Source organism: Nitrospirota bacterium (genome assembly GCA_004296885.1).
In the GTDB taxonomy this organism is placed as follows: Bacteria; Nitrospirota; Nitrospiria; order Nitrospirales; family Nitrospiraceae; genus SYGV01.
Map to the genome: position 1 here is coordinate 26,751 of SCVN01000014.1, position 19,113 is coordinate 45,863.

The window sequence follows — 19,113 nt, forward strand, 5'->3', positions numbered from 1 at the left end:
GTTGACCGGGAGATTGGGCATGTGGAATCGTCGAGCGACTGCCTGGCTCTTGTGCGCGGCTTCTGTCCTCTCTCTAACCGGTCTGTCTGCCTGCGCCACGGTCGTGCCCCCCAATCGGTTGGCCGACTATGTCGGGCAGCAGGCGGTGCGCGAGACCCCGCCGGATGTGGTTTTGCCGGACCGGCGGCCGCTGAAGGCCGGGTTGTTGTTGATTGACGACACCACGGCGCCCGACGCCTCGCCCAGCCTGCCGGACCAAGCCCTGGTCCAGATGGCCGAGCAGTTGCAGCAGCAATTTACCCAGTTCCTACCGCTGAGCATCGAAAAAATCGTCCCGGCCGATGGAGCCCGCCTTGGCAGCGATCCAGCGCCGTTCGTCGAGATCGGGCGAAAGCACGGCCTGGACTACCTGGTTCTGGTCATCGCTTCTGCAACCGAGGTGGAATATCCCATCTATGTGGCGGTTGGAGGGACGACCAATGTTGTGCCGGGATTGCGGCGGGACAACTGGTCTTTGGTCGAAGTGGCCTTGCTGGATGTGCGCGGCAGCCAGGTCCTGGTCCATGCAGAAGGGCGGGGCTGGGCCACGCTGGATCGCGCGACGACACCTGACGTCAATCAATGGTATCCGGTCATCTGGAAGCGCCCGCTGGAGCCGAACTGGCGCTGGTGGCCGCCGACCTACGAAAGCGCGCCCCATACCTTGCGGGTGATCGCGATGCACGAGGCGGTCAAGCGGCTGGTCATCAATTTCCAGGATGCCTGGCTCAAGAAGCGGGAAGCGGAATTCGCGGCGCTCCGAGGGTGAGCGTTGCGTGTGTCGCCGCCCTTGAGGCGGCGCGGTCCCGCCCGATCCCGCCCCTCCCTTCCTTCCCGTCAAATGCGTTAAATGGGCTCTGATTGGGACGTTTTTGTCTTTGAAGCAGCGCAAGTGGATAGTGTAGAATGACCGAACCATGCGCCTGGCTTCGGTGTCACGGCACTGAGCCGGAATAATCAGCAACCGCAAGGAGAATTGAGGGCAATTATGCAGATTCGGGAGCAAGGTGGTCTGTTCCATCGAGGTCGGCGGGCGGGCGGCTATGCCCTGAGCGCGATGATTTTCGGCGCCGGCATGATCGGGCTGGTCGGAGGGGTGCTGCCATCCCACCAGGCGATCAGCGAGGCGGCGGTCCCAGCGGGGATGGCGCAGGGCTTTTCCGAGATCGTGAAAAAAGTCACACCGGCCGTGGTCAATATTGCGGTGGTCGGCGGAGAAGGGGGCGGCCGCGAGCGGGGCCCGCGCCGTCGTCCGCTGCCTCCCGGTCCGTTCGGTGGACCGCCCGGCGGCGGGCCTCCCGGCGAAGAACCGCCCGGCATGGAGCCGCCCGGCATGGAGCCGCCGATTCCTCCGCCGCCCGGACCTCCGGGTCGGCCGGACCAGAGCGCCGGCTCCGGGGTCATCATCGACTCCGCCGGGCACATCGTGACGAACAACCACGTGGTGGAGAATGCGTCCTCGATCACCGTCACGTTGAGCGACAAGCGTGAATTCCAGGCGAAAGTGGTCGGGGCCGACCCCAAGACCGACCTGGCCGTGATCAAGATCGAAGCCAAGGACCTGCCCGCGATCAAGTGGGCCGATTACGACCGGCTGCAGGTGGGCGATCTCGTCCTGGCGGTGGGCAGCCCCTTCGGGCTCAGTTCGACCGTGACGCTCGGCATCATCAGCGCGCTGGGCCGCGGCAACGTGGGGATCGCGGACTACGAGGACTTTATCCAGACCGACGCGGCGATCAACCCCGGCAACTCGGGCGGGGCGCTGGTGAACATGAACGGCGAGCTGATCGGCATCAATACCGCCATCTTCTCCCGCACCGGCGGGTCGGAAGGAATCGGGTTCGCGATTCCCAGCAGCATCGCGGTGGACATCGTCGAGAGCCTGCGCAAGTCCGGCAAGGTCGTGCGGGGCTGGATGGGCATCGCCATCCAGGAAGTCACGCCGGCGTTGGCCAAGTCCTTCAAGCTGCCGGAAGCGCGCAAGGGCGTGCTCATCAGCGATGTCAACGAAAACGGACCCTCCGCCGCCGCCGGTCTCAAGCGGGGCGACGTGATCGTCGGATACGACGACAAGGAGATCCAGAACGTCAGCCAATTGCGCAACATGGTGGCGCGCACGGGCGTCGGCCGCAACGCCAGGGTGAAGGTCCTGCGGGACGGGAGAGAGCAGGTCATTTCGGTCAAGGTGGCCGAGCGGCCGTCGGACGAAATGCTGGCCAAGAAGGAGGCCGCGCCGGCCGCGCCGGGCGAATCCGTCAAGCCGCCGGACAATGTGCTGGCGTCCCTGCGGGTGCAGTCGCTGGATCAGGACACGATGAGCCGGCTGAACATTCCCGCCAAGACGACGGGCGTGGTCATCAACCAGGTCGAGCCGGGGAGCCCGGCGGAATCCGCGGGCATCCAGCGCGGGGACGTCGTCCAGGAAGTGAACCACGAGGTCATCAAGAGCCTGGACGACTATCACAAGGCCGCCGCCAAGATTAAGAAAGACGAGATGGCGGTGCTGCTGCTGAGCCGGCAGGGCAACAACCTGTTCGTCGCGGTGAATCCCAAGTAAAGCCGAGAGGGCGCGGGGCGTGATGCCCCGCGCCGTAGGAAGTCGCGCCAGCATGTCCGACCGGGGCCAGTTCACACAGTGGCTGCAAGACACGATCTTCACGCCGCTGGAAGACAAGAAAATGCCGGTCATGGAGCACCTCGTGGAGCTCCAGGTCCGGCTGACGCGGGCGGTCATCATCGTCGGGATCCTATTCGTCGGCACCTTTTTCTTCGCCGATCAATTGGTCCAGTGGCTCCGGGTTCCGCTGCAGAATGCGTTCATTCCGGGCAAGCTGGAATGGGTGCCGACGGACCTGCCCTCTGTTCCCTTCGTGTTTTTGGCGCCGGCCGAGGCGCTCTGGCAGAACGTCAAGGTGGCCGGGCTGTTTGCGTTGGTCCTGTCCACCCCCTACGTGCTCTGGGAAATCTGGCAGTTCGTGGTGCCGGGTCTCCACGTCCATGAGAGGCGGTTCGTCGGGCCCTTCGTCCTGATCAGCACCGTCGCGTTCTATGCCGGCATCTTGTTTTCCTTCTTCTTCGTCTTGCCCTTCGCCCTGAATTTTCTGGTGTCCTACGGTGTCAACGCCGGGTTCATTCCCCAGATTTCCATCGAAGCCTATGTCGGCTTCGCCTTGTGGTTCCTGCTGGTCTTCGGGGTGATCTTCGAGGTCCCGTTGGCGATCACGTTGATGGCCAAGATCGGCTGGGTGGACGCGCCGTTTCTGAAGAAGTACCGCAAGTGGGCGTTCCTGGGCGCATTCGTCTTCGCCGCCTTGCTGACGCCGACACCCGATCCCTTCAACCAGTGTTTGATGGCCCTCCCGATGTACGTGTTCTATGAAGTGGGCATCGTGAGCGCCGGGTTCTTTGGGAAAAAGCGCAAGCCGGCCGAAGCCAAGGCCGAGGCTGCCGTGCCGGCCAGAACGGGCGCGGTGCCGACGATGGCGCCCAAGCCGGCCATGGCTGCCGAGAGCGAGTATGTAGGGGTGCCGCAAGGCCGTCCCCGCTAGCAGGATGTTGAAAAAGTCCGCCAGCTTTGTTCTCGCGTCGCTCGGAGGCTCAACGTACCGCAAAGAGTACGCGTCGCCTCCTCGCTCGCTGCGGCCGAGCCACGGGAACAGCGTGCGCTTGGCGCACGCGGGGTGGGCGGGTGAGAAGGTGGCCTTTTTGAACATCCTGGATGGACGTAGTGGTTGCTCTTAACTATGCTGCGGGATGAGCCTTACTAGGGTTGTTCAGTAACCTGATAAGATCATCAGCGGGACCTCATAATGCGCGTGGCCGTGGTCGTCATCAGCAGCAAGATTCTGTCCGGGCTCGCACCGGACGAGGTCCGGACGCCGATCGAGCAGATGGTCGCCGAGTTGCCGGGCACCCTGGTGTCCTACGAGGTGATCGCGGACGAGCGCGAAGCCATCCGCGACCGGTTGCTCTTTCTGTGCGGGATCGAGTCGCCCGATGTGATCCTGACGCTGGGCGGGACGGGGATGCGGCCCACCGACTGGGCGCCCGAAGCCACCCGCGACGTGATCGAAAAGGAAGTGCCGGGCATCGGCGAGGCCATGCGGCAGGAGAGTCTCAAGAAAGTCCGGACCGCAATGCTGTCGCGCGGGACGGCGGGGTTGCGGGGCGGCACGTTGATCGTGAACCTGCCCGGCAGTCCGAAGGGGGCCAAGGAAAACTTGGCGGTGCTGGCTCCGATCCTGGAGCACACGGTGGAGAAAATACGGCCGGGCCGGAAACCGGTCTAGAAGGAGCCGATATCCGTTATGCCGAAAGAACTGAACATCATTCAGCAACCGTCCGGGTCCGGAAGCGGGGACGCCTGCACCTACATGTGGGCTTGCGCGATCTGCGACGAAAACGAAACCTGTCAGAAGGACAAGGAGGGCCACAGCCGCTGGCTGGTCAACAAGCGGATGGAGCGGATCGAGTACAAGGTCCTCGTGATGAGCAACAAGGGCGGGGTGGGCAAGAGCACCGTCACCACCAACCTGGCCGCCAGCCTGGCCTTGAAGGGCTACGAAGTCGGCATCTGCGACATGGACATCCACGGCCCCAACATTCCCAAGATGGTGGGGGCCGAGGGGCAGAAGCTCAAGATCAGCACGGGCGGCGGCATCATCCCGTTCCAGGCCTACAATCTCAAGATCGCCTCCATGTCGTTCCTGCTCCAGAACCCGGACGACCCGATCATTTGGCGCGACGCCTATAAATACGAATTCATCAATCAGCTTCTGGGCGGGGTGGAGTGGGCGGACCTGAATTTCCTGCTCGTGGATCTGCCGCCGGGGACCGGCAACGAGTCGGTGACTACGATCGACCTGATCGGGAACGTGAGCGGCTGCGTGATCGTCACGACGCCGCAGGAAGTGGCGTTGCTGGACTCGCGCAAGTCGGTGACCTTCGCCAAGGACAGCGAAATTCCGATCATCGGCATCGTGGAGAATATGAGCGGGCTGGAATGTCCCCACTGCCACCAGTCCATCGAGGTCTTCCGCAAGGGCGGCGGCGAAGCCTCCGCGGGCGACATGGGCGTGCCGTTCCTCGGACGCATCCCGCTGGACCCGGACGTGGTCACCCAGTGCGACGCGGGCGAGCCCTTTGCCATGTTCTATTCGGATTCGCCCACGGCTGAGGCCTACCACCAGATTGCCAACAAAGTGGAGGCCTTCTGCAAGAAGAGCGGGTCGCTGCTCAAAATCGGCCCCAAGCGGCACTAGAAGAAGCTCTCGGGTATCAGCCATCAGCTATCAGTCTGGAGAACGATGCAAAGATTAACGCCACTCCACGAAGCGCAGAAGATCGTCCTGGACGCCACGCAGGTGTTGGGCCTGGAGAAAGTCGGGCTGGTGGAATCCCTCGGCCGCGTGATCGGCGAGGATCTGATTGCGCTCCGGGACAATCCCCCCTGGGACAACTCGGCGATGGACGGCTTCGCCGTGCGCCATGAGGACATCAAACAAGAGCATGCGATCACCAAGCCGGTCGTGCTGAAGGTGGTCGAGGACGTGCCGGCGGGCAAGGTGGCAACCAAGTCGGTGGGGCCGGGCGAGGCGATCCGGATCATGACCGGCGCGCCGGTGCCCAAGGGGGCCAATGTCGTCATCAAGGTGGAAGACACGGAACATACCCCGGACTCGGTGAAGGTGTTCAAGCCGGAGCCGTCGGGCTCCAACATCCGCCCGCAGGGCGAGGACGTGCGCAAGGGCGACTGCATTATCCCCAAGGGCACGCAGCTCCGGCCGGGCGAAGTGGGGATGCTGGCCATCCTGGCCAAGCCCTTCGTCTTCGTCCATCAACGCCCCCGGGTCGCCATCCTCTCCACCGGCGACGAGTTGGCCGATTTGGACGAACGGTTCGACGAAGACAAGATCATCAATTCCAACAGCTACGGGATTGCCGCGGCGGTGCAGGAGGCGGGCGGCATTCCGATCCTGCTGGGCATCGCCAAGGATCAGCCGGCCGCGCTGAAGGAGAAGATTTCGCACGGCCTGAACGCCGACATTCTCGTCCTGTCCGGCGGCGTCTCGATGGGCGACTACGATTTCACCAAGGCCGTGTTCAAGGAGCTGGGTGCGGAGATGAATTTCTGGAAGCTGGCGATCCGGCCCGGCCAGCCCCTGGCCTTCGGGAAGATCCAGGGCAAGCTGGCCTTCGGGCTGCCCGGCAATCCGGTCTCCTCCATGGTGACCTTCGAGCAGCTCGTGCGGCCGGCCATGTTAAAGATGTCCGGCCACCGCAGCTACGGCAGGCCGGTGGTGCAGGCGGCCTTTCAGGAAACCTTTTCCAAGCGCACCGACCGGCGTCATTTCCTGCGCGGCATCCTGACGCGCGACGCGGGGGGCTTTACGGTGCGGACCACGGGCGATCAGGGGTCCGGCATCCTGACCTCGATGGTCAAGGCCAATTGCCTGATCGACATTCCGCAGGAAACGGAACGACTGAAGCCGGGCGATCCGGTGACCGTGCAGGTCTTGGGCGAGCCCCTGTGGGACCGCGACGCAGGCGCGCTACCCTCGACCGGCCACCGGCAGTCCTGTTGTTGACGCACAAGGATTCATCGGCATGCCTATCCCCATCCTCTGTTTCGTCGGACGGTCCAACAGCGGGAAAACGACGCTCATCGAGCGGTTGATTCCCGAACTGGTCCTGGCCGGGTACCGCGTGGCCACCGTCAAGCATACGGGGCATGGGTTCGATCTGGACACGGAGGGCAAGGACAGTTGGAGACACAAGCGGGCCGGTGCCAGCACGGTGATGGTGCTCTCCAAGGGCAGCCTGGCCATGTTCTCGGACGTGTCGGATGAGATCAAGGTGGAAGAGCTGCGGGATCGGTTTCTGGACCGATCCATCGATCTGATCATTGCGGAAGGCTGGAAGAACGAAGGCTATCCGAAGGTCGTCGTCTTACGGGACGAGTTGGGGGAAGTGCCCCTGTCGCTGGAGGGCCTGCTGGCGGTGGTGTCCAACAAGCCGGTGACCCTCCCGGTGCCCTGCATCGATCCCGACGACATCAAGGGGTTGAGCGACCTCATCGTCACGCATTTTCCCAAGCGGCGCATGGAGGCATGAAGAAGCCCAAAGCCATCGTCTTGGTGGCGATTTTTCTCGGGGCTGCGGCCCTGGGCGGGGCCGCCGTGCCGCTCACCAACCATCCCCAGTTCTGCGCCAGCTGCCACAACATCCGCCCGTCCTATGAGTCGTGGGTGAAGTCCTCGCACAAGGAGGTGGAATGCGTTACTTGCCACGTGCGGCCCGGCGTGGAAGGGTTCATCCACGACAAGGCCTATGCGGGCCTCAAAGACGTGGCCATCTACCTGTTCGGGACTCCGACGGATGCCCACAACCTGCAAGCCACCGTGTCCTCGGAGGTCTGCATCGGCTGCCACCGGGCGATCTTGCGCGTGTCCGAAGTGTCCACGCGGGACCTGCCGCCGCCGGTGAAGGACGTGGGCTTGGTCATGGGCCATCGGAAGCACATGGAGGCGTTTGCCAAGCGGGGCCAAGGGGAAGGCTGCACGACCTGCCATGCGCGCGTCGTGCATGAGCAGCCGATCAAGGGCTACCCGGTCGTGATCCCGCGCGGCCACGTGGCGGTGGACGGGAAACCCTACTACCCAGACCATCCGGAAGGCACCAAGCTGCGCGCCTCGGCCATGAACGACTGTTTCCGCTGCCACGACGGCAAGACGGAGCATGAAGGGAAACTTCTCAGTAAAAAGTGCGAAACCTGTCACCTGCCTGATAAGATCGGCGACTTCCTCTTCAACTGATAGCTCTATGCTTCCTATAGTCGAAGTCAAAGGTCTCACCAAGAAGTTCGGCGACTTTACCGCCGTGGATGGAGTCTCGTTCGAGATCAAGCAGGGCGAGATTCTCGGGCTGTTGGGGCCGAACGGGGCGGGCAAGACCACCACGTTTCAGATGCTGCTGGGGCTGGTCACGCCGACGGCCGGTTCGATCCGCATGTTCGGCAAGGACCTGGCGCAGCATCGGGAAGAAATCCTGAGCCAGGTCAACTTTTCCTCCACCTACATTTCCATGCCCTATTCGCTGACGGCGGAGGAAAATCTCTGGGTGGCGGCGAAGCTCTACGGCCTCTCGGACATTGCGCGGCGCATCGACGAGGTGGTGAAGAAGCTGGAGATGGAGGAGTTCCGTCACAAACTCACGCGCAAGTTGTCATCGGGACAGATGACCAGGCTGACGCTGGCCAAAGCGATTCTGACGGAGCCGAAGATCCTGTTCCTGGACGAGCCCACGGCCAGCCTGGACCCGGACATTGCGCACAAGATTCGTGCGCTCCTGAAGGAGGTGCGCCAGTCGGCCGGGCTGAGCGTGCTCTATACGTCGCACAACATGCGTGAGATGGAAGAGATGTCCGACCGCATCATCTTTCTCCAAAAGGGCAAGGTTGTGGCTCAGGGCACGGCCCAGGAGATTACGGAGCGGTTCGGCCAACGGGACCTCGAAGAAGTGTTTCTCAAATTGGCAAGGGAGTCATAAAGTCCATCAAGTTACAAAGTCATCAAGTCCAAGAAGCCGCTGGGCGGGGACTTGCCGGCTTTTCGACTTTTCAACTTTGAGACCATCGTGAAACTGCACCGCATCCAGGCCCTGATCACGCGACATCTGTTTCTCTATAAGCGGAGCCTGCCGCGGCTGATGGAGATTTTCTATTGGCCGTTTCTGGATCTCGTCGTCTGGGGCTTCATCACGGTCTATCTGATGAAGTTCCAGGGTCAGTTGCCCGGCGTCGTGACCTTTTTTCTCGGCGCCCTGATCCTCTGGGACGTCCTGTTCCGCGCCCAGCAGGGGATCACGATCTCGTTTCTGGAGGAAATCTGGTCCCGGAACCTGATGAACCTCTTCGCCAGTCCCTTGAAACCCAGCGAGTTTCTCGCGGCGACCATGGCCTTGAGTGTCTTCAAGGTGGCGATGGTCTCCTGCGTGATGGTGGCCGCGGCCTATTTCTTCTATTCCTATAACGTGTTCATGATCGGGCTCTCGCTGATCCCCTTCGTGTTGAACCTGATCGTCACCGGCTGGATCATCGGGGTGCTCACGACGTCGCTGATCATGCGCTTCGGCCAGGAGGCGGAAGTGCTGGCCTGGGGCATGGTGTTTCTCTTCCAGCCGATCTCCTGCGTGTTCTATCCCATCGACATCCTCCCCAAGTGGCTGCAAGCCATCGCCTGGGCCAATCCGGCGACCCATGTGTTTGAGGGCATGCGCGGGGTGCTGAGCGGGGGATCGCTCCCGGTCGCGCATCTCGGCTGGGCGGCGGGTCTGAACCTGCTCTACCTCGTGACCATCATCGGCGTCTTTCACTGGACGTTTAACATCTGCAAAGAAAAGGGGTTGCTGGTGCGGGTGGGGGAGTAGGAGAGCCGAAGGGTTCGCTGCTTCCGCTCAAAGGCCAGAGCCGTTTTGGCCATCCGTAAGCCTCTCCTTCGCTTGGCTGCGGAACTCGGTCCGTCCTGAGCGGCGCTCGAACGGACCTCAAACAGTCCTCGCCACCCTCCTTCGTCGGGACGCTCCGGTTCGGCAACGACTGAACACAAAACGGCTCTGATGCACGCGTCAGCAGTTCAGCCCTTCACCCGCACCAGTTGAGAGGGGGGAGGAGCGGTGAAGGGCCGTGGTTCGGCATCACCAGCCTGCTACACATGTGGTGGAGAGAGTTAAACTTTTAGGAGGAAGAGTGCTCTGATGTAGGGATATCTTTTGACGATGAGACTTTCAGCCCTTGTTCGGTCCATTTGGAAAACACAAAGCTGGGAAATTCTTTCACGCCCGTCGCACCGGAAATGGGAGACAATTCATCTCCGACCTTTGTCAGGAGCACCTCTCCAACCTTAAGTGCATTGTCAGAGTCATTAGGGAACTCAAGATTTGCAGGCATTCCGTAGTAATAGACGGTGAGTTGTTTTGGAAGCTTAAAGAGGCCAAATGGAGCAGTAGGGTTAAACGTGATCAGGCCAATGTCATCGAGATGTGTAAGTACATTAAAGTTGATACCATGATGATTGTAAATGTCGGCCTTATTGCTATAGATAAACAACTCTGTTCCGTCTCCAATAGACCAACCGAAACGACATAGGTTAGTGAAAAGCTGTGCATCCTCTTTGTCCAGAGTCGCAACAAACTCAACGGTTCGTCTTGAAAATGCTCCAGGCTTATTGGCTTCGCCAGCGAGGAGCCGTGCCCATAGGCTTTGCATCTCGGTATCTGAAACGATCCTGCACTTCTCGAAAAAGTGAGCGAGCCAGTCATTCTCGATATTTTCCGGTTTAGCGTCTGCTTTTAGGTCTGGCAATGCTAGCGCGGTAATCCTCTCAATGTTTGCCTGTTTTTTCCCCTCCTCCTGAATGAGTCTTGCCAGACCTCGTTGCTGAATCCTGGTAATCTTAATGTCTGACAAGGCGCGAATTTCTGCGGCTTCGGCCTCGGCTTTTGCGACCCTTTTGATCTGGCCGGGACGCAAGATTTCGCCGACCGCGTCTGATATCTTCTCAATCAGGACGGTCGCAGGCTTGGAAAGGTCACCCAAATTGACGTTAATCAGCCGGCCGCCTTCGCTCATAATACGGACAGGCTACTTTTTCAGGGGGACTGTGTCAACACACCAATTGCCTGAATCAGTAGAGAGAGAAATGATGTCAGGAAACGCTTCGGGTCGTATTCCAGCGTGTAGCCCTATCGTGCATCCTCCGCTCTTGATCCCATCTGAATTGGTGAGCGTATCTCTGGCCAGATCGGTGTGCGGCGCTGTGGTTGTACCGTGGACCTATCGGTGGGGAGTCTGCGGAATCTGCCTGGGCTGCTGTCGCTAGGCAGGAATGGTCATGCGCTTGGCGGGCTGCTCTGGCATAACAGGTCAAGCCGAACGGCGCTGTACAGAAAAATCACGAGGTTGGCTCGTGGCACGTGGATTGCTCAAGTCTTATGGGGCGGCAGCCGACAGTCCTAGTAGAAGGACAAGCGGTTGGGATCATGTCGATCAGTCAAGACGGAAGGACCTATGGACAACTGATGACCTGAGTGGCGAGGCCGAAAGCCACCCAGGAGGTGGGTATGCGCCTCCTTGTGTCGATCATGGCTGTGCTGGTCACCCTGATGCAGGCTCCATCCCTGCGCGCCGACGAAACCGTGCCCGATCCTGCTGCCTATTCCCTGGACACCACCACGGAGATTCGTATCCTCCCCAACAGTCTGTTGCTCATCATCTATGCCGACCGGCAGACGGGGCGGTCCACCTATGCGACCTTGCACCGGGTCTATGCAGTGATGCCGGCGCCGGCCGATTCTGATTTTTCGGCGTTGGGTGTGTCGGTGACACTCTATACGACGGGCGGAGCCGAGGGGCTGGTCACCTATGCGGTCGGAACGTATCCCTTGTTCTACGGGGACCGGCTGGCGGACGACGGGTTCCCGGACCGTCTCTGGGAAGACCCTCTGGAGGACGGCTTGAACGGGAACGAGGTCAGTCTGGCGGATGGCTTCCGGCCGGCCGATCACCTGCAGGTGGCCGATCTGGATCTGTGAGGTTCCTGCCGAGCCGGCTTTGGTCCCTGCCTGGCTGATTCTGCCCCGCCGGCTCATGGCGTGATCAATGTGGCGGCTCTTCCCGTGCGGCTGGTGCAATCCTCGCGCATTTCCACTACAATGCGTCCCCATATGCGTGATTGGAGCAGGCGGCCGCTTGGCGCCCTCCTTGTGGTGTTCCTTCAACTCCAGCCAAAGGTCGAACGTCCCGCCTTGTCGTAGCACACTCATGGCGAACATAGATTTTAACCAGGCGCTTGCCGCCGGCGTGCGGTCCTATGACCGGCACGTTGGGCGATGGTGGGTGCAACGGACCACCAGCGCAGCCCACGCAGAGGCGTATGCCAACATTTCGAGCTATGTGGCTCGGCAGGCTCGGAAGCGGAGCGGTTTGATCGTCGACTACGCATGCGGCGCGGGTCTTCTGACGAAGCAGCTGGCCCAGTTACTTCCCCGCTGGAGGGTGCTTGGCATTGATGGGTCCAGGACCATGCTGCGCCACGCTGAGACGTGGGCCGGCCGAATGCGCAAGGACCGCCCGGGGTCCCTTGAGTGGCTCTATGCCAAGCTGCCGCACTTCTCGTTGCCTGTGCAGGCGGCAGACATCGTGGTCTTTGCGTTTCCGAATATCATTACCGGGGACATAGAGCGGCGTCATTTTGAGTGGCTGTATAGAGCGGACAGCGACGAGGCTCGGTTCATTGCCGCGAAACAGGGGAAGACGGGAACGGATACCCTCTACGACCAATTGTTCATGAACCGAGTGATTGCACGCAATCTACGAGGCCTGCTTCGAAAGGGAGGTCTGTGCGTGCGTGTCGACTATAGTCAGGGTGACAGGCATGAGTTGACCCGACAAGACCGGTTGGCGACGTTGTTTGAAGAAGGTTCGCTCAACGTAGGCCCGCCTCGTCTGAGGTCGGAGCCATTCTTTACTCTTGTCCGTTCATGCTATTACCCGTCGGAGGTCATTCGAGATGTCTATGAGCAGACCGAGGACGAGGATTTTTTGGAAGGTGGCTATTCCGTCAGCCTGCTCAAAGCCCTGTAGGTCGACGATGCTGGACGTTCTCCTGTCCCGGTCAAGGCCAGGAACCGGCTTGGCCGGTGGGGGCCGTTGCTTCGGTTTTCCCTTCAGTCGGCCACGCGCTCAACCTCTGGCGGTAAACAGAAAGTCAGCGAGGCTCAAGCGGTGCCAGAGTGGTGGCGCCGTTCCAGATGTGTCCTCTGGCGTAAGTCGCCACGACCCCGTCGGAGAATCTCTCCGGGGGGCGTGGCGATAGGCCCTGGAGCCCCTTATCGTGGGCATGGACTTACTTGCCGTCTGCCGGCATCGTGTCCGTCGACCAGATGGGGCCGCTGTAGGGCTTGGCCTTGGGAGCCGGAGCCGCGACCTTCTTGGGCGGCTCAGGGGCCACTGTGTCGCTCGCCCAGATCTGATCCGGGTACGCCTTCTTGGCGCCATCTTTCTTGTCCGCGACCCTCTTGGGCGGATCGGCGTCCGGCACCCCGGCGAGTGAGGTCATGGGCAGGCCGGCGGTGCCCAGCACCGCCATGCACACCAACATACCAATGGTCCGTTTCATACTATCCCTCCCTGGTTCCCGCCGTAGGCTGCTCCTCGGCGTGCTAAAGGTTGCTGGCTGGTTTCCTTATCGGATAAATACTCGCGGGACCTGAGTACCCTGGAGAAATGAAGGGGCAGGGGGGGCGGTTGGGATGGCGGCCTGCAGTAATGTCCCTCTCTAACTCGTGCAATCTCCGCGCATTTGCACTACAATCCTGACCCAGTCGGCCTTGTGAGGATTGTAGCCTATGGCGTTCCAGATACCTTCAGTCGGATGGTTGGTCAGTTATCGCCGGATTAGACGTTCGGCGCTGATCTATCGCCGGTTTACGCGGCGGTCCGTCCTCGGCGGCTTCCTTCTCGGTAATCGGTGGCTGTTGACCCTGATTCTGCTCCTGGCGCCCCTGGTTGTCGCAGGGCTCGAGCTGACCCACCGCGCGAAGATGGACTACTATCTGCTCACCGGCCCCAAGGGCGGGACCTACGATGTCGTCGCGCCCCGTCTCGCCGAGGTCTTGAACCGGCCGGACAAGCTGGAGCGCTTTCTGCACCTCAACATCGTGCCGGACTTCACGTTCCGGGAAACCTGCGGGTCGTTGGAGAATCTCTTTTACATCGACCATGGGTTGGGGCAACTGGCCTTTGCCGAAGACGGCTTGCCCTTGCATTTCACCAGGACCAGCGAGTGCAAGCTGCCGATCGGATCCGAGCCGGTAAAAGAGGAGGGCATGCACAAGGAAATCCGTATGCGCGCGCTCATGCCGCTCTACAAGTCGCCGCTCCACATCGTGGCCAGGAATAGCCTCGGGATCGCCGACGCAGACGATATTCCGCCCAAGACCAGGACGTACCTGGGCCCGGAAGGCAGCGCGACGGCATACCTCGCCCATCTGGTGCTGGACCACTATGGGATCGCCGTGGAGCGGGTGGGAGACGATCTGGATTACGAGCAGGCGGCGCAGCAGATGAAAGAGGGGAAAATCGACGTGGGCTTCTTCCTCTCGGGTCTGAAAGCCGGCGTGGGGAGCACGCTGGCGCGCCACGAGGGGGAATTCCATCTGTTGCGGGTGCAGCATGCGCAGGGGCTGACGATGCTCCATCCCTTCCTCGTGGAGGTCAAGATTCCCGGCGCCGCGTTTCAGGACGCGTCCCAGGAAATCTCGACCATCGGGACCAACACGATTCTGGCGGCGTCCACCGACCTGAGCGATCTCGAAGCTTATGAAATCGCCGCGAAGATCGACCGCAACGTGCAGGACATTCTACAGGGCATCCCGCTCAACTACGCCAAACTGGCGGACATGGACCCGCGGAAGGGGCTCTACTACACGCTCCACGAAGGGGCGTTGCGGTTCTACGATCACGATCCGCCGTTTTTCATGGATCCGCGCACGCTGGCCGGCATCGGAACGTATCTGTCGCTGCTGTTCGCCATTTTTACCCTCTCGTCGCAGTTCGTCCGGGACTACCTGGTGCATCGTTTCTTGTATTCGGTGGATCGGGCGGTGAAAGCCTTCAAGGTGATGCCCAACCAGCCGGCCTCGAAGCGGTACGACCATTACATGCACCGGCTCAAGTACCGGGCGTTGAACTTGTTGAAGGACGAGCGGATCAGGTTGGAGGATTACAAGCGGATTGACGAGTACATCAAGGGCCATTCCTGACAGGATGTTGAAGGCATTTTCAGCAATCAGCGTTCAGCCGTCAGCTCCGGAAACGGAGAACTGTTCACTGAAAACTCTTCTTAGAGAGGTTTGCCGGATCGTTCCTTCATCCGGTCCAGGCGGACTTTGTCAAGCTGCACGAAGAGGGCCTTTTCCTGGGTGACTGTTACCGTGCCGGGCGGCTGGCCCTTGGCCTTGCGGACCCATTTCCGGCGCGTGTAGATCACTTCTCCCTTCCCGCTCTTCTTTAAATCGCTATAGAGCAGCGCGAGCGTGGCCGCGTCCCGGATCGTCTCCTGGGGCGGATCGGCGCCTTTCTCGAGTCGCACGACCACGTGAGAACCGGGCGTGCCGTGGGCATGGAGCCACAAGTCGTCGCTGTGGGCGAACTTGAAGGTCAGCTCGTCGTTCTCCCGCGCATTGCGGCCCACATAGATAGGCAGCCCGTCCGTCGAGATGAAGCGGCGGAAGGGGCCGGAATGTTTTGCATGCTGAACGCTGAATGCTGAACGCTGAGCGGGGGGAGGCAACAGGGATTGCTTGGACGACCTGGGCTCCGCCGGTGCCGGCTGCCAGGTATCCAGCTCAAGCGCCTTCCGTTCGGCCTGCAGGCCTTGCAGGTCCTTTTCCGCCTTGGCCAGCCTGGGTTTGATCTCCTTGTCTGCCGCCAGGTATTTGCGGTGCTTCTTGAAATAGTCGTCCATATTGGCTTGGGGTCCTTTCGCTGGGTCCAGCGGCAAGGTCAACTCCGGCATGGCCGGATCGAAATAGTCTGTCACCACCACCTGTTCCTGGCCTTTTTTGATCAGCCCCAGATTTGCCTTCAGGAGCTCTCCATAGCGGGCATACTCGCGGTACCGTTCGGTCTTCTCCAAATCCTCGCGCAGGGCTTCGATGCGCCTGGCGGTTTTCTTGATGCTTTTTCTGAGTTCGGCCCCGCGTTTCTGCCTGAGGCTTGCGAGAGCCAGTGCCTCTTCCTTCGCCTGGTACCGTTGCTCCAAGGCATAGGACCAGGGAAAAGGCTGGTTCTGGTCAGGCGGAAGACCGACCGCCGGCACGGCATCGCGCGATTGGGGGCTTCTGGTTGGCGCCCGATAGGGTTGCCCCGCTTTCTGCTGGCCCTCCTCCAGGGTTGTCAGGATCTTGTCCTCCGCATCCAGCAGGAGGAGGTCGGCGCTGCGGCCGGTCAACAAGGCCAGCAACGAGCAGGGACCTTCCCGCGTGGTCAGCCTGAGGCGCACGATCCGGTCGCCCGGCACCTGTTCGAGTCCGTCAATGTGGGCGCCGTGGATGTGGGCTCGCAGGAATTGGCAGAAAGGCGGAGGGCTGGCCGGGTTGGGCGGACGGTGGCCGAGCAGGTGCACACGCGCGGTTTCAGGATCGGCCGAGCAGAGTAGCAGCAGGGTGCGTCCGGGGGTGCGGATCTCCAGGGTGACGGTGCGGGGTGTCGGCTGAAAAACCTTCTGAACCCAACCGTCGGCTAATGCGGGCGCGATCTCTTCGACCACGGACGCCAGTTCTTGCGCTGTCAGGCCCACGGTCTCCTCCCGCCGTTCGTTGCGGCAGAGTCTGACCGTCCGCCGGTTCAAAATCAAGCACGGTCCGATCCCCCCCGCAGCCGATGCCGCTCACCCGGCGGTTTCTTCCCAACCCCGGCCCCACCCGTCAGTCCGCTGACGGAACTTTCGTCAGGTCTGTCTCACGTCAATGGAAAGCGGGCCGTATATCGCTGACTTTTCGTGTGGCATGGCAGTTGCTCCACCAGGTGATCTCGAGTGGGACATCAAGTGGGGAAAGGAGGGAGCCGATAATATCGATGAAAGCGCGGACAAGGGTACCAGGCAGGACGATCAGGATCGTGCCGACTTGCGGCCAGCCGAAAAGCCGGCAGGAAGGAGAGCCCACGATGAAATGCCAACGGTGCCACGGGCTGATGGTGGTCGATCACTACATTGACATGGAAGACGACAGCGGGCACCTCTGGTTGCGTGCCTGGCGTTGCATCACCTGCGGGGAAGTGCTGGACCCACGGATCTACCGGCACCGGCTGATCCAGAGCTCGATTCGCGATCGCGTGACCAAGGTGGTAGCGGAAAAGAAAGCCAAGAAGGCCAGAGAAGTGGTCACCATCAGCGCCTGAGCCGTTCGTACAGGGAAGACGCAACGAGGTCCGGCCGTTCGAAGTCCGGCGGTCCGTCCTGCCGAGCGGTCAAACTCGCCGGCTTGTATCCCCTCCCTTGCCAGAATCCCTGGCTTGGCCTACAGTGGTCTTGCCTTGGGTACCATGGATTCCCCCGACAGCATCCAACCGGTCGAGATCGCCGTGACCTATCGCTTTGCCCAACAGCATGGGTGGGTGGTGACGGCGATCACGGGATTTCTCTCCGCCTATTTCATGGAGGATGCCCGGTTTCGCTGCTGCCGGCAGATCCATGAACTGGAGTCCGGCGTCCATCTCTGGCTCTGCGAGATCGTCGGGGCGATGCCGGTGCCGCGGTTGGTCAAACGGCTGCAGGCCGATCTGCCGCCCAGCCAAATGCATCTGCGGCCCGCCTCTGAGGGCGCTCCCGCCCGGTACCTGCTGGATCTGCCGGATCCCTCTGCGTCCTGACCTGGTGCGGCTGAGCGACGGCTACTTCATCACCTCGGCGTTGCAGTGCCAGCCGTCCCCCTTCACCCCGTTGACGGCGGCGGTGAGTTGATCCGGCTTCATCGCGCCGTCTCCGGTCACGACGGCATGGCCCTTCATGCTCTTCAGGTCCACGGCTTTTACGCCGGGGACTTTCTTGAGGGCGGTTTGAATGGCATCCGGGTACATCTCGCAAAACTTCCCGCCCAGCATGAGCATAATCTTCTGATCCGCCGCCCAAGCCGGGTTGGCCATGGCGAAGAAGGTGACCAATCCTGCGAGAACAAGCCCCTGTTTCCTCGGCATCTGTGATCTCCTTTGTCGTTAGGTTCAGTACGATTCGGTGAGTCTACCCGTCGCGGCAGCGCAGAGGCAAGGGGCTGTGGAATATGCTGTGGGATACAGTGGCATGTTCAAGAGAGGGTGAAACAGGGCGCCGGCGCACCTTCGTGCACTCAAGTCCTGCGTACAAACCACCGACAAGGCTCGTACCATTGGATTAGGGTTGGGTCTCGTATCGTATATTGAGGAGGGGGAGATGAAATCGAGTCTGTTGGCAAAAGGATTCAACATCCAGGAGTTGATGGACTCAAGCCCGGCTATTATTTCGGTGATCGACACGGATGCCTGGGAAGTCCAGTACCAGAATCAAAGCGGTCAAGCGTTGCTCGGGCAAATCGACGGAAAGACCTGCTATACGAACATCCCTAAACAGCCGACCCACTGCGCCTTTTGCCGGGCTACGGAGGCGCTGCGCACCGGCAAGACCACGTCGGCAGAGGTCCCCATGCCGGATGGGCAGTGGCTGCTGGTGCAGTGGGCCCCGATTCGTTCGAAAGACAATGTGCTCTCGGTGGTGGAAACCATCACAGACGTGACGGAAACGAAGAAGCGCGAAGAGGAGTATCGCGGGCTCAAAGACCGGTTCGAACACCTGGCCTCCATCGACCCCATGACGGGGCTGCTGAACCGTCGGGGCTGGATGGAGAAGGCTGAGCGAGTGTGCCGGCGGGCGGCCCACGACAAGGCGGCCGTGGGAGTCCTGATCGTGGACGTGGATCATTTCAAGCGTGTCAACGATACCTGGGGCCATGCCATCGGCGACCAGGTTTTGCAAGCCGTGAGCGCGTTGCTCCTCGACAAATTCCGTCCCTGCGATGTGGTCGGACGGTGGGGAGGAGAAGAGTTCATCGTGCTGCTGCCGCCGCCCATGCAGGACCTGGCAGCGGCGGCAGAACGGGTTCGGCAGGAGATGGAATCCAAGTCAATCCAGCCTCCCGGGCATCCGGATCGAGTGCCGGTCACGATCAGCATGGGCGGTACGACCTCGACGCTCGCTCGCGGGGAGGTCCAGGAACTGGAAGCGCTCATTCGGGTTGCCGACAAGACGCTCTATACAGCCAAGGAGAGCGGCCGCAACCGAGTCTGCCTGGCCTGACAGGCTGTTGAAAAAATCCGCCAGTCCTCCCGTGAAGCGTCAAAAAGAAGGCTGTCCTACGAACAACGGATACGCTTCATGGGTACGGAAAAGCCTTTTTGACCATCCTGTGAGGTCTGCTGGCATCGTCTGGGGCATCCCAGAGGGCGCGCATTTGCCCGACCAAAACGTTTTTTGAACAGTCCGC

General features: G+C 61.1%; 20 protein-coding genes. 16 read left to right on the top strand and 4 right to left on the bottom strand.

Translation table 11 applies throughout. The features are described from left to right. Positions 1-19: 19 nt before the first annotated feature. From EPO61_07005 to EPO61_07050, 10 genes are all read left to right on the top strand, one after another. The gene (locus tag EPO61_07005) at positions 20-808 is read left to right on the top strand and encodes a hypothetical protein (protein ID TAJ09096.1); all 789 of its coding nucleotides are present in this window, start codon (positions 20-22) and stop codon (positions 806-808) included. A 288-nt stretch (positions 809-1,096) separates the two neighbouring features. After that, positions 1,097-2,596 carry a Do family serine endopeptidase gene (locus tag EPO61_07010; protein TAJ09140.1) on the top strand — a complete coding sequence of 500 codons (1,500 nt, stop codon included), beginning with the start codon at positions 1,097-1,099 and terminating at the stop codon, positions 2,594-2,596. A 52-nt stretch (positions 2,597-2,648) separates the two neighbouring features. Continuing rightward, entirely contained in the window at positions 2,649-3,587 is a 939-nt protein-coding gene (gene tatC / locus EPO61_07015) for a twin-arginine translocase subunit TatC (protein ID TAJ09097.1), read from the top strand. Positions 3,588-3,845: 258 nt separating this feature from the next. Beyond that, positions 3,846-4,328: a MogA/MoaB family molybdenum cofactor biosynthesis protein gene (locus EPO61_07020; protein ID TAJ09098.1), complete on the top strand. Its 483-nt coding sequence runs from the start codon at positions 3,846-3,848 to the stop codon at positions 4,326-4,328. A 99-nt stretch (positions 4,329-4,427) separates the two neighbouring features. Further along, the gene (locus tag EPO61_07025) at positions 4,428-5,300 is read left to right on the top strand and encodes an ATP-binding protein (protein TAJ09141.1); all 873 of its coding nucleotides are present in this window, start codon (positions 4,428-4,430) and stop codon (positions 5,298-5,300) included. A 45-nt stretch (positions 5,301-5,345) separates the two neighbouring features. After that, a complete protein-coding gene (locus EPO61_07030) occupies positions 5,346-6,626 on the top strand; it encodes a molybdopterin molybdenumtransferase MoeA (GenBank protein ID TAJ09099.1) in 1,281 nt (426 codons plus the stop codon). Positions 6,627-6,645: 19 nt separating this feature from the next. After that, positions 6,646-7,152 carry a molybdopterin-guanine dinucleotide biosynthesis protein B gene (gene mobB, locus EPO61_07035; protein ID TAJ09100.1) on the top strand — a complete coding sequence of 169 codons (507 nt, stop codon included), beginning with the start codon at positions 6,646-6,648 and terminating at the stop codon, positions 7,150-7,152. Then, positions 7,149-7,853 carry a cytochrome C gene (locus tag EPO61_07040; protein TAJ09101.1) on the top strand — a complete coding sequence of 235 codons (705 nt, stop codon included), beginning with the start codon at positions 7,149-7,151 and terminating at the stop codon, positions 7,851-7,853. The genes mobB and EPO61_07040 overlap by 4 nt, the downstream gene beginning before the upstream one ends. A gap of 7 nt (positions 7,854-7,860) precedes the next feature. Continuing rightward, positions 7,861-8,586, top strand: a complete 726-nt coding sequence (locus EPO61_07045; GenBank protein ID TAJ09102.1) for an ABC transporter ATP-binding protein — start codon at positions 7,861-7,863, stop codon at positions 8,584-8,586. A gap of 87 nt (positions 8,587-8,673) precedes the next feature. Beyond that, on the top strand, positions 8,674-9,465 hold the full coding sequence (locus EPO61_07050; GenBank protein ID TAJ09103.1) for an ABC transporter permease: 792 nt from the start codon (positions 8,674-8,676) through the stop codon (positions 9,463-9,465). A gap of 307 nt (positions 9,466-9,772) precedes the next feature. Here the strand turns inward: EPO61_07050 and EPO61_07055 are convergent, their stop codons facing one another. Continuing rightward, on the bottom strand, positions 9,773-10,666 hold the full coding sequence (locus tag EPO61_07055) for a DUF2806 domain-containing protein (GenBank protein ID TAJ09104.1): 894 nt from the start codon (positions 10,664-10,666) through the stop codon (positions 9,773-9,775). Between the two features lie 491 nt (positions 10,667-11,157). Here EPO61_07055 and EPO61_07060 point away from each other — a divergent pair, with 491 nt between their 5' ends. Both EPO61_07060 and EPO61_07065 read left to right on the top strand, forming a co-directional pair. Next, positions 11,158-11,628: a hypothetical protein gene (locus EPO61_07060; GenBank protein TAJ09105.1), complete on the top strand. Its 471-nt coding sequence runs from the start codon at positions 11,158-11,160 to the stop codon at positions 11,626-11,628. 67 nt (positions 11,629-11,695) lie between these two features. Beyond that, on the top strand, positions 11,696-12,679 hold the full coding sequence (locus tag EPO61_07065; protein ID TAJ09106.1) for a class I SAM-dependent methyltransferase: 984 nt from the start codon (positions 11,696-11,698) through the stop codon (positions 12,677-12,679). A 262-nt stretch (positions 12,680-12,941) separates the two neighbouring features. Here the strand turns inward: EPO61_07065 and EPO61_07070 are convergent, their stop codons facing one another. Beyond that, positions 12,942-13,214, bottom strand: coding sequence for a hypothetical protein (locus EPO61_07070; protein ID TAJ09107.1), 273 nt, complete (start codon positions 13,212-13,214; stop codon positions 12,942-12,944). A gap of 229 nt (positions 13,215-13,443) precedes the next feature. Here EPO61_07070 and EPO61_07075 point away from each other — a divergent pair, with 229 nt between their 5' ends. Further along, on the top strand, positions 13,444-14,859 hold the full coding sequence (locus EPO61_07075; GenBank protein ID TAJ09108.1) for a TAXI family TRAP transporter solute-binding subunit: 1,416 nt from the start codon (positions 13,444-13,446) through the stop codon (positions 14,857-14,859). Between the two features lie 80 nt (positions 14,860-14,939). Here the strand turns inward: EPO61_07075 and EPO61_07080 are convergent, their stop codons facing one another. Further along, on the bottom strand, positions 14,940-16,397 hold the full coding sequence (locus EPO61_07080) for a fibronectin-binding domain-containing protein (GenBank protein TAJ09109.1): 1,458 nt from the start codon (positions 16,395-16,397) through the stop codon (positions 14,940-14,942). Between the two features lie 368 nt (positions 16,398-16,765). Between EPO61_07080 and EPO61_07085 the strand changes: the two genes are divergently transcribed. After that, positions 16,766-16,999: a hypothetical protein gene (locus EPO61_07085; protein ID TAJ09110.1), complete on the top strand. Its 234-nt coding sequence runs from the start codon at positions 16,766-16,768 to the stop codon at positions 16,997-16,999. A 144-nt stretch (positions 17,000-17,143) separates the two neighbouring features. Then, positions 17,144-17,470, top strand: a complete 327-nt coding sequence (locus EPO61_07090) for a hypothetical protein (GenBank protein TAJ09111.1) — start codon at positions 17,144-17,146, stop codon at positions 17,468-17,470. 21 nt (positions 17,471-17,491) lie between these two features. On the opposite strand, the gene EPO61_07095 is transcribed toward EPO61_07090, so the two are convergent. Further along, entirely contained in the window at positions 17,492-17,794 is a 303-nt protein-coding gene (locus EPO61_07095) for a hypothetical protein (protein ID TAJ09112.1), read from the bottom strand. Between the two features lie 232 nt (positions 17,795-18,026). Here EPO61_07095 and EPO61_07100 point away from each other — a divergent pair, with 232 nt between their 5' ends. Further along, positions 18,027-18,926 carry a diguanylate cyclase gene (locus tag EPO61_07100; GenBank protein ID TAJ09113.1) on the top strand — a complete coding sequence of 300 codons (900 nt, stop codon included), beginning with the start codon at positions 18,027-18,029 and terminating at the stop codon, positions 18,924-18,926. Positions 18,927-19,113 lie beyond the last annotated feature (187 nt).